Consider the following 14,581-nt stretch of genomic DNA (forward strand, 5'->3'; position numbering starts at 1 on the left):
TTGCAACGCGAAGCGCTCGTCCTGGATCGTCGGTGCACCCATGTCGCCTTCCCCGGTCGTGTTCCGTGCGAGTTCACGCTAGGGATCGGCGACCGGCGGGCGACACTGGCGGCAGTAACGGCTCACCCTTGACTTTCGTCATGGCCGGGGTCGTGGGGCCCGGGGCGGTCAACCGTGGTCGGAGGTGAGCAGCTGGCCGACGGCGAGGTCCCGGTAGAGGCCGCCCTGTTCGAAGAGTTCGGTGTGGGTACCGACGCTGCGGACCCTTCCGGCGTCCATGACGACGATCCGCTCGGCCGTGGTGACCGTGGACAGGCGGTGGGCGACGACGACGACGTTGGTCGTGCGGGAGGCCTCCAACATCACCTCCTTGAGCGCGGTCTCGTTCGCGGCGTCCAGCTGGGAGGTGGCCTCGTCCATCAACAGCAGGCGCGGTGCCCGCAACAGGGCCCGGGCGATGGCCACACGTTGGCGTTCACCTCCGGAGAGGGTGACACCGCGGTGGCCGATCTCGCTGTCCAACCCCTGGGGCAGCCGGGAAACCAGGTCCTCCAGGCGGGCGCGGCGCACGACGTCGACCACCTCGTCCTCGTCCGCGTGCGGCGCGGCCATGACCAGATTCTCTCGGAGGGTGCCGTCCAGGACCGGGGCGTCCTGTTCGACGTAGCCGATCTGCGTGCGTAGCAGGTCGAGGGGCAGGCCGCGCACGTCCTCGCCGTCCAGGAGCACGGTGCCCGAGGTGGGGTGGTAGAAGCGTTCGATCAGGGAGAACACGGTGGTCTTGCCCGAGCCGGAGGGCCCCACGAGGGCGGTCAGGCCGGTGCCGTCGGCGCGGAAGGAGACACCGCGGTGCACGTCGGGCAGCTCCGGCCGGTATCTGAAGGTGACGTCGCGCAGTTCCACGGAAGCGGGGGTGGGTTCGGTCCGTCCGGTCTCGGCCGGGTCGGCGACGTGCTCGCGTTCCAGGGTGGTGACCTCGTCGATCCGCCCGACCGCGGCCAGGCCGGACTGGAGCTGTGCCATGGACTGGACCAGACCGGAGATCGGCTGGATGAGGTAGAAGAGCAGCAGCAGGAAGGCGATGAGAACGGACAGCTCCATCTCACCGGTGGCCACCAGGCCTCCGCCGACGGCGAGGATGCCGAGGAAGGCGGTGTTGGCGGCCAGGGAGGCCGTGGTGCCCGAGACGGCGACCCATCCTGCGACCGCGACCCCGTGGCGCCACGAGCGCACGGCGGATTCGTCGAGTCGCTCCGTCTCATGCCGTTCCGCCGAGGAGGCCTTGACCGTACGGAACGCGCCGAAGACCCGTTCGAGCCGTGAACCCATCTCGCCGAGCGCCACCTGGGAGGCCTCGGTCGCGGTTCTGATCCGGGGCAGGACCAGCGCCATGAGCAGCCCCACGGTCGTGATCAGCCCGGCGGCCACCAGGAACAGGCGCCAGTCCAGGACGAGCATGATGATGACGCCGCCGAGCAGGAGGATGCCGCTCGTGATGATGTTGACGACCCCGTTGGTGACCACACTGCGCAGGAGCGTGGTGTCGGCTGTGAGGCGGGAGACGAGGTCGCCGGGTTTGAGCCGGTCCACCTCCCCCACACGCAGTCGCAACAGTGTTCCCACGAGGGTGCGGCGCACCCCCAGGACCACGCTCTGGCCGGTCCGTTCGAGGCAGTAACCGCCCAGAGCGCTCAGAACAGCGCCGCCCAGGATGAGTCCGGCCAGGGTCAGGACCGGACGCAGGGTCGAGGCCCCTTCGGCGAGGGCGTCGATGACGTGCCGCGCGAGGAGGGGTTGAGCCAGGCTGGTGGCGCCGCCCAGGAGGGNGACGCCGGATCGAGCTCCGGGGAGCAAGGTCGCTCGAGCTCTCACCCGCTGTGTCGATCACCATTGGTCGCACCTCTGTGTGGAGGCGTCGGCCCGGGCTTTCGCTCCCGTCCGCCGCCTTCGGAGGACACCCCGCGGTCCGGGTTCGGTCGGGGGTGTTCGGTCGTGGCGGTCCGGAGCGGCGGGGCCGACTGCCCGGCGTCGGGGTCGGCCGGACACGGGGGGCAGGCCTCCGTAGGTACCGGACACGGGGACCGGTTCCGGGGCCGGGTCCGAACGTAGTGGAGGGGAGCGGGCGTGTCCACGCTGCGTCATGACCGCATCCGGACACGGGTTCGGTGCGTGGGGCCGGGATCGGGGCGGGGCCGGCGCCGACAGGGGGCATCCGAGGGAGCAACCACACACCGGCATCAGTCACAATGACCACTAACCACCACAAATCCACCAGAGAGACTACTCGTACACATGCCCATCCCCAAGGCCGAACTCCACGTCCACATCGAGGGCACCCTCGAGCCCGAACTCGCCTTCGAGCTGGCCCGGCGCAACGGCATCGACCTCCCCTACGCGGAGGTCGAGGAACTGCGCGCGGCCTATTCCTTCAGCGACCTGCAGTCCTTCCTGAACCTGTACTACGAGCTCATGGACGTGCTGCGCACCGAGGAGGACTTCCGCGACCTGACCCTGGCCTACCTGGCCCGCGCAGCCTCCCAGGGGGTCCGGCACGCCGAGATCTTCTTCGACCCGCAGGCCCACACCACCCGCGGGGTCCCCTTCGAGGTCGTCCTCGACGGGATCACCTCAGCGCTGAAGACCAGCGAGACCGACCACGGCGTCTCCACCGCCCTCATCCTGTGCTTCCTGCGCGACCGCCCCGCCGCCGAGGCGATGGAGACCCTCACGGCGGCCCGCCCCCACCTGGAACACATCAGCGCAGTGGGCCTGGACTCCGCCGAGGTCGGCCACCCGCCGGCCAAGTTCACCGAGGTCTTCGACGCCGCCGCCCGGCTCGGACTGCGCCGCGTCGCCCACGCCGGGGAGGAAGGCCCGCCCGAGTACATCCGGGAGGCGCTGGATCTGCTCGGGGCCGAGCGCATCGACCACGGCATCCGCTGCCTGGACGACCCCGAACTGGTGTCCCGCCTGGCCGAGTCCCAGACACCCCTGACCGTGTGCCCCTTCTCCAACGTGCGCCTGCGCGCCGTGGACACCCTGGACGTGCATCCCCTGCCCGCGCTGATGAAGGCCGGGCTGCTGGTCACCATCAACTCCGACGACCCGTCCTATTTCGGCGGCCACGTCCACGACAACTTCCTGGGCGTGCAGGAGCACCTGGGGTTGAGCGACGAGGACCTGCGTTCCCTGGCCCGCAACTCGTTCACGGCCTCGTTCCTGCCCGAGGAGCGGCGCGCGGCCCTGATCGCCGAGGTCGACGCCTACCGGTTCGGCTGAGGCCGCAGGTCACGGCCGGTCCTTCACAAACCCTCGCGGACACGGCGGGCGACCTCGGTGTGGCCGGCCTCCTCCAGGGCGCGGAGCTGGCGTTCGGCGAACTCCTCGCGGGCGGCGCGGTCGGGCACCGCGTCGATCAGGCCGCGCAGGATCACGACCTGGACGTCCTCCTCCGCGCTGTCGGGGATCGACTCGGCCGGCCACCAGTAGCTCTCGTATCCGTACTCGTCGACGTCGTGACCGGGTTCGGGTCCGGTGAAGACCGGTTCCTCGGGCGTGCCGTGGACGGGATCGAGGTAGACGTAGTCGTGCTCTCCCCCGGTCTCGCCCGGTTCGGGGACCGACTCGAACCGGGACCGGGAACCGGCCCACGGGCCCCGCTCGGGATCGAGGGGACCGGAACGCTGCCCGCTCCACAGCTGCGGGTCCGGGTCGGCGGACGCCGCGCCGTGGCCGTCCCACGGACGCCGACTGGGCCCCGCTCCCCCGGCAGGCGACGGCGGTGTGCGCCCGTCCGCCGACCGGGGGCGGTGCGTCCCGCCCCCGTCGCGTGCCGCGTCCTCGCGGTGATGCGCGCCCTCGCGGCGCTCCGTGTCCTCCTGGGGGTCCGCACCGACCGGCGCGTGGGCCCGCGCCGGGGCGTGGACGCGTTCGGTCTCCTGCAGGGCGGCGCGCAGGCCGAGGTCCTTACGCAGGTCACTGAGGCGGGCGAGGCGCTCGGCGTCCTCGTCGGGCAGCCGCAACCGTACGTGTTCGGCCCACACGGCGATGCCGGTCGCGGTCACCGCGCTCTCGACAGCCAGGTGGGCGCCCAGGGCGCACTCGGTACGGGCGTGGTCGCGCGGACGGGTGCGGGCGACCTCGGCCGCCGCGCGGGCCACGACGTCGCGGACGGCGAGGGCGACGGGGTTGCGCACGGTCAGGTCGACGTGGCCGGACCAGCGCCAGTGCACGACCGCGGAGAACTGCAGTTCGTAGTCGGACGCGGCCGTGGACAGGGCGACCTCGCCCACGCGGGTGCCGTGTACGGGACCGTCGGCGTAGGCATGGGAGGTCTCGTTTCCGGCGGCGGGGCCGTGCACGTGGGCGGAGCCGTCCGCGTGCTGTCCGGGACGGTTCGGGGTGCCGCCCGGCCCGCCGGGACGGCCGGAGCCGATGGTGACACTGCCGCCCACAGCCAAGAACCCGGCGACGGCCACGACGAGGCCGAGCCACAGCAGTGTCCAGACACCCGCCAGGGGATAGAGCACGGCGGGGGCGACGACCACGACGGTGGCCGCGAGGGCCGAACCGGCCACGGCGGTGCGCGTGTCGGTGAGGGGAATGGTCGCGCTCTCCTCTCACGGCGGGACCGGGAGCACGGCCACGGCACGTGGAAGCGCCACCACGCCGTGTGTGCACCCTGGGGGCTGGGGAAGTCCCCGGGGACCGGACGTGAGAGAGGGCCACCGGGGTGTATGGCCCAGTCTGCCCGAGATCTGGAGCGATCGTGTCACGAACGGACACGACAGCGCCGATCCGGAAGAGCTTCACACCGCTCGCCCCGGCCTCCGGGACGAGCGGAAGGCGAACCCCGCACCAAGCCCGGGTGAGCGTTCGGTGAGAAGACGCGGCAGGGTTCCGTGTCGTCTTGGAAATGACCCTCCGCATCGGGACTATTGCCCGATGCGACCACTGTTCGTGCGGCCTCCGACGCCATCCACACAGAACGGAAGGGACCACGGCGCGAGCGCGGCACAGGCCCGACGCCGATTCCGCCCCGAGGTACAGGGGCTGCGTGCGGTCGCTGTGCTGCTGGTCCTCATCTACCATCTCGACCCCGACCTGGTTCCCGGCGGGTACGTGGGTGTCGACGTGTTCTTCGTGATCTCGGGTTTCCTCATCACGTCCCTGCTGTACCGGGAAGCAGGCAAACACGGCCGGGTCTCCATCGCCCGCTTCTACGTGCGCCGTGTGCGCCGACTGTTGCCGGCATCGACGGTGGTGCTGCTGGTGACCGGCGCGGTGGCGCTGGTGTTCCTGCCGATCACCCGCCTGAGCGACACCGCGTGGCAACTGATCGCCTCGGCCGCGTACGTGGAGAACCTCTACCTGGCGCAGCAGGCGGTGGACTACCTGGCCTCGGACTCCCCACCCAGCCCGGTCCAGCACTTCTGGTCGCTGGCGGTGGAAGAACAGTTCTACCTGGTGTGGCCGCTGCTGTTCGTGCTGTGGGCCTGGGCGGTACGGAGGTGGCGGGCCACACCCAGAATGCTGGTGGGGGGCCTGGCCGCGCTGTTGGCGGTCTCGCTCGCGCACTCGGTGGTGTACACGGCGCAGGACCCGGCATCGGCCTACTTCCTGCCGACCACCCGGGCCTGGGAACTGGCCATGGGCGGGCTGGTCGCGGTCGTGCTCTCGCACCGGACCCTGTCCCCGGCGGCGCGGGCCCCGCTCGTGTGGGCGGGCCTGGCGGCCATCGGGATCTCCGCGCTGGCCTACGACGACGCGACCGCGTTCCCGGGATGGACGGCGCTGCTGCCGGTCCTGGGCAGCGCGGCGGTGATCGCGGCCGGACACACACGGACCCCGCTGAACTCGGCACCGGCGCAGTTCTTCGGTGACATCTCGTACTCGCTGTACCTGTGGCACTGGCCGTTGATCGTCTTCGCGCTGACGTGGACGGGATCGGTGTCCCTGGGCCTGTTGGAGATGGTCGCGGTGGCGGCCGCCGCGGTCCTGCTGTCGTGGTTGACCAAGGTGTGGGTGGAGGACCCCGTACGCGAGCGCGGCCTGATCCCGGGGATCCGCTCGGCCGGGATCGTGGCCCTGTCCGGGATCGTGGCGGTCTCGGCGGTGGGATTCGTGTCGCTGGCCCGCGTGCAGCAGTTCTCCTCCGTGCCCTTCGACCCGCGGGTGCACGTGGGGCCGGCTGCGCTCTCGGAAGGCAGTGCCTCCAACGGCGCGGAACTGTACCCGCCGCTGGTGGAGGCCGAGGAGGACGTCCCCGAGCTCTACGACGACCAGTGCCAGGGCGAACGCGAGGACATCGACCCCCGCACCGACTGTGTCTACGGAGACCCCGACGGCGACCGGACCGTGGTGGTCGTGGGCGACTCACACGCCGCCCAGTGGGTTCCGGCGCTGGGCAAGGTCGGGACCGAGCGCGGTTGGCGGGTGGTGTCGCTGACCAAGTCGGCGTGCGCGTTCACCGCGACCCCCGTGCAATGGAACGACGGCTCCGACTACGACGAGTGCCAACAGTGGAACGACGCGGTGGTGGAGGAACTGTCCGAACTGGCCCCGGACGTGGTCTTCTCCAGCGCCTCCACGAACGTGACCCCGCAGGACCCGGGAGAGGACCCCACCGGCACACTCGCCGACGGGTTGGCCGCGCAATGGGAGGAAGCCGCGCAGCACACCGACCGGCTGGTGGCCGTGCGCGACACCCCCGTCACCGGACGGGACGTGTTCGAGTGCTTGGAGGAACACAACGACGACCTGTCACAGTGCTCCGTCTCCCGCGACGCCGCCTTCGAGGACGAGGACCCGCAGGTGCGGGCGGCGCGCGCCATGGAGGACCACGTGCACCTGCTCGACATGTCGGACCTGTTCTGCGGCGAGGACCGGTGCGAGGCGGTCATCGGGAACGTGGTGGTCTACCGCGACTACCACCACATGACGGCCTCCTACGCGGAAATGCTGTCGGAGGAGTTGGCCGAACGCATCGAGCAAGTCACCGGTTGACGGCCCGGCGCCCCGCCCCCTCGAGTCGAAGGGGCGGGGCGCCGGTCAGCTCACGACGGCGGTGGTGAGGGCCAAGCCGGCCCAGGCCGAACCGGTCCCCAGAACGAGACTGACCAGCACGTACACCGCCGCCCTGCGCCCGGCCCCGCCCCGGGCCATCTGCACGGTCTCCAGGGCGAAGGTCGAGTACGTGGTCAACGCACCACAGAACCCGGTGCCCCACACCGCCATGGCCTGCGGGGACAACGGCAGCCCCAGGAGCGCCCCGAGGAGCAGCGACCCCGCGGCATTGACGACGAGCGTGCCCCACGGGAAGGCGGCACCCAGCACGCCGCGCAGCACCAGGTCGGCGAGGAAACGGACGGGGGCGCCGAGCGCAGCGCCCACGGCAACGGCCCATGCGCTCACGGGGTCCCTCCCTCTCCCAGGATCCGTTGGGTCAGGGCCGAGGCCGCACACGCTGCCACGAGCGCACCGGCCAGGGTCAGCGAGAGGTAGGTCAACGCAGCTTCGGGGGCGCCGCGTTCCAGAGCGGTGACCACGTCCATGGCGTAGGCGGAGAAGGTCGTGTATCCGCCGAGGAACCCCGCGCCCAGGAACGGCCGCACCCACGGGTTCCGCGGTCTCCGGTGCGCGAGGACCTCCACCAGTACGCCGATGAGCAGGCTGCCGGTGACGTTGATCGCCAGGACCGTCCAGGACACGCCCGCGGCCGAGGGCGGCCAGGCCAGGTCCAACCCGTACCGGAGCACGGCGCCGAGGGCTCCCCCGACGGCGACGGCCCCGGTCAGTGCCCACAACGGGGGCGAGGTCGCGGAAGACATGGTCCCATCCTGCACCCGCTCCGTCACCCGAACGGCCCCTCACGGGAGGCGGGCACCGTTCTTCCCCGTCGTTCAGTCCCTGTAGTGGATGGCCAGGTCTGTGCGCCCGGGGTGAACGTCCTTGCGCAAGGCTCGGGTCTTCCGATCGTAGTCTCCGTCCAGCAGCCGACGATATGGGTGGCTGCGCTCGTCGGACAGGCCGGTGATCCGCTCGGCGAGGCGCTCGGCCTCCTGCCGGCGCCCTGAACCGTCGATGCCGTCCGCGTCGTGGACCACGTGAAGGTCCAGCGCTTCGATCCCCACGTACCAGAGGGCGCCGTGAGTCAAGGGGAACAGCAGCGATCCCAGGTCGCCGCTGACGCCGCGCGGCCCCAAAGTGCGCTCATCATCGCCGGCGGTGACGATGATGAGCGCCTTCCGGCCCATCAGACGTCCGTCGCCGTACCGACGCGGCAGACCTGTGTCTTCATCGAACTCACCCTGCGCGAAACCGGTCTGCAGCACTCGATCGAGCCACCCCTTCAACATCGCCGGAGGTCCGTACCACCAGAGCGGGAACTGGAGTACCAGCAGCTCGGCGGCGGCCAGCCTCTCCTGTTCCCGCCTGACTTCGGGCTCCACCTCTCCCCGTGCATAGGCCTCGCCCGTCAGCTCAGCGAGGTTTCCGGGGACTTCGGACAGGCTGCCCAGGTCGCGCTCGCTGAGCGCCGGGACGAACCCCTCGGCGTAGAGGTCGGAGACCGTCACCTCATACTGTTCTGACAGTGCGGTGCTCCCGGCGCGGAGCAGGTGCTGGTTCAGCGAATCGCGTCGGGGATGGGTGTAGACCCAGTGGACGCGGCCTGGGGTCGGTTCGTGGAATGTGTTCATGCGTCCATCCCACCCGATTCCCGTGAGACGGAGAATCGCCAAAAGTCTCACATGGATCATCCATCGTCTAAACTGGCGCCGTGGACACCTTGACTGATGTGCTCAACCACATCCGATCCTCCGGAGCACTGCTGGGCCGGACTCTGGCGAACCCGCCCTGGTCCGCCACGTTCGCGGAACGCGCCTCCCTGTCCCTGGTCACGATGCTCCGTGGCCAGGCCTGGATCGTGGACGGCAGTGAATCCCACCGGCTGGAGCCCCAAGACATAGCCGTCGTCGTGGGGTCGGCCCCCTTCGATGTGACCAGCGACCCCGAAGCAGGCCCTGCGCCCATGTACGTCCAGGCCGAGGACGGGGTCTGCATCGACGATGCGGGCAACGCCGCTGACAGCATCGCGCTGGGCACACGCACCTGCGGCATGCAGCTGGATGCCGATGACGCCATGCTGACCGGATCCTTCACCGTCACGGGACGCGTGGCCGACCGACTGTTGAGTGCCCTGCCGCGAGTGCTCGTGGTGCCACGAGCTGCCCAGCGCACCGCAGCGCTGCAGCTGCTGGAGGCCGAGATCCTTCGCGAGGAGCCCGGCCAGCAGGCCATTCTGGATCGGCTGTTGGATCTGGTGCTGGTCGGGGCGTTGCGGGACTGGTTCGCGCTCCCCGAGGCGAAGGCCCCCGGCTGGTATCGGGCGAGTTCGGATCCGATCGTGGGAACCGCGCTCGCAGCCATCCACGATGCTCCTCACCAGCCATGGACCATCGAGCTGCTGGCCCGTCAGGCTCATGTCTCGCGCGCCACGCTGGCACGGCGATTCACCGACCTGCTGGGAGAACCCCCGATGACCTATCTGACCAGCTGGCGGATGTGCGTGGCCGCCGATCTCCTCGAACGCAATGACGCCACGGTCGAGTCCGTCGCACGCGAGGTCGGCTATTCCAGCACCTACGCCCTGAGTACAGCCTTCCACCGCGAATACGGCGTCCGTCCCAGTCGGCACCGTCGCGCGTCGGCCAACAGGGCGGAGAGCCCGGCCCAGAACAGGTGATGCCCCGACAAACCCTTCCGGGTCCACAGCGGGGCCGAGATCGCGGAAGGCATGACCCCTCCTGCGCCCGGCCCGGGACTTGCGGCGGCGTGGTCCGGGCCTCCCGGTGACCGGCCGCCCTGCCGGCACCCCTGCGGCAGAGGACCTTCCGGCCCGTTTTCGCCGGAACCGGGCGGGAACAGCGACGCCCATGGACGAGCGTTTCGGACCCGAACTCCGTCGACGTCGTATCGCCGCGGGCCTGTCCCTCGCCGGCCTGGGCGCGGCGACCCACTACAGCAAGGGTTACCTGAGCAAGCTGGAGACCGGCACCAAGCCTCCCTCCCCCGATGCAGCGATCTCCTGCGACGCGGCGCTGGACGCCGGCGGTGAGCTGAACGGGCTCGCACCGGAGCGGGGACCCACCCGCGAGAGCACCGGCGTGGACCGGCGTACCGCGCTGACCCTCGGCGCCGCCACTCTCGGAGCGGCGACGCTCCCAGGGGACACAGTGTCCACGGGAGGGGCGGACCCACCTGCGCGTGTGTTCTCCGAGGAGGCCCTGTCCACATTCCGGGACCAGTTGGCCGGCGTGCGGGAACTGGGACAGCACACCGCTCCCGACCTGGTCCTTCCCGTGGTCCGCGCCCACGCCGGGGCCTTGCAGGAACTGGCGGCCTCGGCCCCGTCCGCGCGTCGGGACACGGTCCTGCGGCTGGCGGCCCGCTTCTCCGAGTACACGGGATGGATGGCGCAGGAGTCCGGTTCGGACCACGGGGCCAGGGCCTGGACCGACGAGGCCGTGGCCCTCGCCTCGGCCGGCGGCGACCGGGACATGGCGGCCTACGCCCTGGTCCGGCAGGCCCTGATGCTCCTGTACGCACACGACGGCGCGGGCACGGTCGACCTGGCCGGACGCGCGCAGGATTTCTCCGGGATCTCCTGCCGGGTCCGGGGGCTGGCCGCGAAACGGGAGGCCCAGGGACACGCCCTGCTGGGCGCGCGGGCGGAGTGCGAGCGTGCGCTGGACCGTGCTCAGGAGCGCCTCTGCGATCCGCCCGGTGGCCCGGAGACCCTGGGTTCCGTGCACGTCCCCGACCCGGTCGGACTCACGCGCGGATGGTGCCTGGTCGACCTCGGGAGACCGGACGCCGGGGCCCGGGTACTCGATCAGGAGGTCGCGGCGCTTCCCCGTACGGCGGTTCGTGCGCGGGCCCGGTTCGGTGTTCGCAGGGCCCTGGCACACGCGCTCTCCGGGGAGATCGACCACGCCTGTGCCTTGACCGAGGGGGTACTGGCCGATTCCGCACCGTCGGAGTCGGCGACGGTCGTGGTGGATCTGCGCCGACTGGCCCAGGCTCTGGCCCGGTACCACGGGCATCCGGCCGTCAAGGAGCTGTCCCCGGCGCTCGTGGGCGCCCTACGGCGCCACTGAGCGCGCCGTGCCCCACCGGCGCCCCAGGTACCGGCCACAGAGGTCGAGTACGTCCCTGAGCGGGTTCGACAGCAAGAGTCGGCAGTAAGAGAGGACCTCCGACACAGGTGTGGATCGCCGATCAACACCTGAAGTAGGTCAGGAGGTCCTCCGTGGCCCGCCTCGCCCGCCCAACGCTCCTCCCACGCCCACCGGACACCTGGATCCGGCCCGTTCCCGGGCCTTCGCGCCGGAGGGGTGGGCGCCGGGTGTTTCAGGCGCCGTCCCCCGGGTGGCGGTACCCGTTCGCGGAGGCCGGGTGCGTGTCCTGCGGCGGAGCGGCCTCACCCTCACCGTCCACGGCGAAGGGGGCTCCTCCGGACGGGCCCGGCCCCCGCCCCGCTCCGTCCGGTTCTTCCTCGGGGGCCGTGTCCTCGACCGGTTCCTGTCCGCCTTCCTCGTGCGCGTCGGTGTCCGGGGCCGCCCAGGCGGGGATCCCGAAACGTTTCCGCAGCCCGGGTGCCAGATGAGCGCGCGGGCTCTGCTCCACGACTACGGCGAGCCGGTTGGCGAACGCGATCCGCTGGTGGTCGTCCTCGATCAGTTCGACGGCGGCGGCCAAGATGTCGAGGGGTTCCTGTGGCGGTTGTTCCCCCGCTGGTGCAGCAGCGGCCGGAGGCGCGTCGTCGCCCAGGGCGCCGAGCGCGGAGGCCAGGTCCGGTTCCCACACGTGCAGCCGGTCCCGCAGGTCGGTGAGGCTCTCGCCCTTGCCGGCCTCGGCCAGGCGTGCCAGCGTGTCGATGCGCCCCTCGGCACGGTCGATGTCGCTGCCGTTGCGGGCCAGCTCCCAGATGACCGCGTGCCCCGGGGAGGAGAGGGCGTCCTCTGCGAAGTAGCGGCGCTTGGCCTGCTCGACGTCGCGTTCGGCTTCCCACTTCCCGCGTTCCTTGCGCACCCGCGCGAGCGCGTCCAGGTGCTCACGGTCCTCGTCGCACAGGGCCAGGTCGAGCTCCTCCGCCCACACTTCCATGGTGCCTCCGCCGGCGAGCTCGCTCCGGCCGAGGCGGGCGGCGAGCGCGTGGAGGGTCAGGTCGGCCTCGTACGGGCCGTGCGCGGCGAGGGTCTCGCGGGCCGCGGAGACGATCGCCTGTTTGGCCTGGGCTTCCGGGGCCCGCAGAAGGGGACGGGGTTCCCCGGTCCAGTGCCACCGAACAGTGCCCTTGAGGACGAAGGTGTAGTCGGGGTCGGCGCTGACCAGGCGTGTCTCGCGCAGGCGTGTCGTGTTCGGCACGGTTGGAGGCGGAGCATCGGTCTCGGCCGGGGGCCCGGTCACGAAGGGCTCCTCCCGGGGCGGGTCGGGCGTCTCCGTATCGGTGAGTCCGAGGAGGAGCACGACCACAGCGGCGGTCAACAGCAACAGGCCCGGGACCCAGACCCAGCCGCCCGCCACGGGGTGGAGCACGGCCGCCACGACGACAGCTGCCGCCACGAGGCCGGCACCGATTCGGGTGGATGACATCACGGGGTCTCCTTCACGGGGGGAGCACCCAGGTCCAGCCCCTGGGCGCGGTCGATGAGGGACAGCAGGGTCCGGATCTCACGCGCGTGCCTGCGCAGCTCGTCGGGGCCGAGGGAGCCTGTGGGCATGCGTAGGGCGAGTGCGTAGAGCTCGCCCATGTGACCGGTCTCGTGTACGGCCGCGACCAGCCATCGCAACCGGTGTTCCGGTTGGGCCAGCCACGGTGCGAGGAGCGCGCTCAGGCTCTCGGGCCTGCGTTCCAGGAGAGCGATCAGGCCGTCGACGACCTGCCGTCCGTCCGCTCCCACGGCGTCGAGGACGTCGGTACGGGTCACGTCGGCGAAGAGCTCGACGTGTACGTCCCGCGCCCGGCGTGTGGGGTCCCAGAACACTGTCGTGAGCGCGTGCAACTGCGCGCGGAACAGTGAGGGGTCGGTGGAGACCAAGCCCCGTAGACGTCGGCGTGCGTGGTCGGCAACCTCTGAACGGCTGTGCGCGGAGAGGTGTCGGAGCCGGACCAGGGCCGGGTCGGGGTGGGTCGTGACCATGTCCTCGGCACAAAGGTGGATGAGCATGTGTGCGAGGCGTACGGGCAGGTCCCGGTCGCGTGACCATTCGTAGACGCGCCGCCTCACCCGGTGTCCCTCGGACCGGTCCGCAAAGGCTGCGCCGAGCAGCAGGCGGGCCTGGGGGTGTCCCTGGATCGCCCAGCCCCGGGCGCGTTCCAGGAGCGGTCCCGGCCGACGTGCGCGCAGGACCTGTTCGGCCCAGTTGCGCGCGACCTGGTCACGCAGGTGGGCGGGGAGGAGGTCACCGGTGACGCAGCGGTCCACCCACGCACCGACGTGGTGCTGCAGGTGCGGGTGTCCGTCCCAGAGGACTTCACGGAGGACCTGCGCACGCCACGGGTCGGCGAAGCGGGCCCGGCGGTCGGTGACCGTGGCGTCCGAGCCGCGTAGTTCGGCGGTGAAGGACGAGCGTTCGATCGGCAGGTCCTCCGGGGCGCCGCCCGTGTGTTCCGACAGCCGTGCCCGGGCCGCGGCGATGTCCTCCAAATGGGCCCCTTCCAGAAAGGCGACCGAGATGAGAACGGCACGTGTGCGGCCGTCCGAGGCGTCGAGGGCGTCGTCGATGTCGGCGTGTCCGGCACCGAGGACAGCCTCGATCCACTCCGTGACGGCGCCGACGTCACTGCCGGGTGGCAGGGCGTCGCCGGCACGGCGGGCGACATCGGCGATCTCGCCCACCCCAGCGGTGTCCAGCCACGCGTGGAGACGCTCGCCGCCCTCGTCGGCGGGTGTCGCCAACCCGACGGCCTCCATGTGGGACGAGAGGACACGCCACGGGTCGGGACGTGCGGCGGGGACCACCTGTCCGCGCAGGTCCTCGGGCAGGTCTTTTTCCGTCCGACGGTCCAGGAGCACGATCAGGCGTGCTCCTCCGATGGCCACCTGGCCGGCGAAGGAGCGCAACCGCACGGGCCAGAGGGGGTCCGTCAGTTCGCCCCGGAGGTCGAGCAGGAGGCGCTCTCCGGCGGACGGTGTGTCGCGGTCCCAGAACCCGTCCTCCGCGTTGATCTGGCGCAGGCCGCTCTTCTCCTCGCCCTCCGGCACGAGGATCGTCTGCGCCAATGCCTCACGGCCCCACCCCGGTTCGCCCGTCAGTACCAGGTGGGTCTCGTCCCCCAACCGGGCTCTGAGGGCCCTTTCGTCGTGCCCGGGCGGGCAGACGAACCGCTGCCGCACGGTGCGGAGCCATTCCGCGCGGACCGCTGACCCGTCGCGCTTGAGCTGGTGGTGCTCCAGGAACCGGTGTGTGTCCTCCGTGTCGCCATGGAAGAAGTACTGGTCCCCCGTGCCGGTGTGCACCGCCGCGTCGTTGTACTGTGCCCCGTCGCCGGCGTTCACGGGGCCTCTGGTGTCGG

General features: G+C 71.1%; 11 protein-coding genes. 4 read left to right on the plus strand and 7 right to left on the minus strand.

Going from position 1 to position 14,581, the window contains the following annotated elements:
- Positions 1-168: 168 nt before the first annotated feature.
- A complete protein-coding gene (locus D473_RS0113185; RefSeq protein ID WP_017609537.1) occupies positions 169-1,854 on the minus strand; it encodes an ABC transporter transmembrane domain-containing protein in 1,686 nt (561 codons plus the stop codon).
- A gap of 438 nt (positions 1,855-2,292) precedes the next feature.
- On the opposite strand from D473_RS0113185, the gene D473_RS0113190 reads away from it, so the two are divergent.
- The gene (locus tag D473_RS0113190) at positions 2,293-3,279 is read left to right on the plus strand and encodes an adenosine deaminase (protein WP_017609538.1); all 987 of its coding nucleotides are present in this window, start codon (positions 2,293-2,295) and stop codon (positions 3,277-3,279) included.
- A 23-nt stretch (positions 3,280-3,302) separates the two neighbouring features.
- On the opposite strand, the gene D473_RS0113195 is transcribed toward D473_RS0113190, so the two are convergent.
- Positions 3,303-4,577: a hypothetical protein gene (locus D473_RS0113195; protein WP_017609539.1), complete on the minus strand. Its 1,275-nt coding sequence runs from the start codon at positions 4,575-4,577 to the stop codon at positions 3,303-3,305.
- 367 nt (positions 4,578-4,944) lie between these two features.
- Here D473_RS0113195 and D473_RS0113200 point away from each other — a divergent pair, with 367 nt between their 5' ends.
- Positions 4,945-7,005: an acyltransferase family protein gene (locus tag D473_RS0113200; RefSeq protein WP_083918001.1), complete on the plus strand. Its 2,061-nt coding sequence runs from the start codon at positions 4,945-4,947 to the stop codon at positions 7,003-7,005.
- Between the two features lie 45 nt (positions 7,006-7,050).
- Here the strand turns inward: D473_RS0113200 and D473_RS0113205 are convergent, their stop codons facing one another.
- The 3 genes from D473_RS0113205 to D473_RS0113215 all read right to left on the minus strand — a co-directional run bounded on the left by D473_RS0113205 (position 7,051) and on the right by D473_RS0113215 (position 8,699).
- Positions 7,051-7,413, minus strand: coding sequence for a fluoride efflux transporter FluC (locus D473_RS0113205; protein WP_017609541.1), 363 nt, complete (start codon positions 7,411-7,413; stop codon positions 7,051-7,053).
- On the minus strand, positions 7,410-7,829 hold the full coding sequence (locus D473_RS0113210; protein WP_026126903.1) for a fluoride efflux transporter FluC: 420 nt from the start codon (positions 7,827-7,829) through the stop codon (positions 7,410-7,412). Before D473_RS0113210 ends, D473_RS0113205 begins: the two co-directional genes overlap by 4 nt.
- Before the next feature lie 72 nt (positions 7,830-7,901).
- Positions 7,902-8,699, minus strand: coding sequence for an NAD(P)H-dependent oxidoreductase (locus D473_RS0113215; RefSeq protein ID WP_017609543.1), 798 nt, complete (start codon positions 8,697-8,699; stop codon positions 7,902-7,904).
- Between the two features lie 80 nt (positions 8,700-8,779).
- Here D473_RS0113215 and D473_RS0113220 point away from each other — a divergent pair, with 80 nt between their 5' ends.
- Positions 8,780-9,745, plus strand: coding sequence for an AraC family transcriptional regulator (locus tag D473_RS0113220; RefSeq protein ID WP_026126904.1), 966 nt, complete (start codon positions 8,780-8,782; stop codon positions 9,743-9,745).
- A gap of 190 nt (positions 9,746-9,935) precedes the next feature.
- A complete protein-coding gene (locus tag D473_RS0113225; protein WP_017609545.1) occupies positions 9,936-11,159 on the plus strand; it encodes a helix-turn-helix domain-containing protein in 1,224 nt (407 codons plus the stop codon).
- A gap of 253 nt (positions 11,160-11,412) precedes the next feature.
- Here D473_RS0113225 and D473_RS0113230 read toward each other — a convergent pair whose 3' ends face one another.
- Both D473_RS0113230 and D473_RS0113235 read right to left on the minus strand, forming a co-directional pair.
- A complete protein-coding gene (locus tag D473_RS0113230) occupies positions 11,413-12,657 on the minus strand; it encodes a hypothetical protein (RefSeq protein WP_017609546.1) in 1,245 nt (414 codons plus the stop codon).
- Positions 12,657-14,564 (minus strand): hypothetical protein, encoded by a 1,908-nt coding sequence (locus D473_RS0113235; protein WP_152436839.1) that lies wholly within the window; start codon positions 14,562-14,564, stop codon positions 12,657-12,659. Before D473_RS0113235 ends, D473_RS0113230 begins: the two co-directional genes overlap by 1 nt.
- Positions 14,565-14,581 lie beyond the last annotated feature (17 nt).

Origin of the sequence: Nocardiopsis xinjiangensis YIM 90004 (genome assembly GCF_000341145.1) — a bacterium.
GTDB classification, from domain to species: Bacteria; Actinomycetota; Actinomycetes; order Streptosporangiales; family Streptosporangiaceae; genus Nocardiopsis; species Nocardiopsis xinjiangensis.

Coding starts and splice junctions, on each gene's coding strand:
- D473_RS0113190 (WP_017609538.1), top strand. CDS start 2,293: ATGCCCATCCCCAAGGCCGAACTCCACGTCCACATCGAGGGCACCCTC.
- D473_RS0113200 (WP_083918001.1), top strand. CDS start 4,945: ATGCGACCACTGTTCGTGCGGCCTCCGACGCCATCCACACAGAACGGA.
- D473_RS0113210 (WP_026126903.1), bottom strand. CDS start 7,829: ATGTCTTCCGCGACCTCGCCCCCGTTGTGGGCACTGACCGGGGCCGTC.
- D473_RS0113215 (WP_017609543.1), bottom strand. CDS start 8,699: ATGAACACATTCCACGAACCGACCCCAGGCCGCGTCCACTGGGTCTAC.
- D473_RS0113225 (WP_017609545.1), top strand. CDS start 9,936: ATGGACGAGCGTTTCGGACCCGAACTCCGTCGACGTCGTATCGCCGCG.
- D473_RS0113230 (WP_017609546.1), bottom strand. CDS start 12,657: ATGTCATCCACCCGAATCGGTGCCGGCCTCGTGGCGGCAGCTGTCGTC.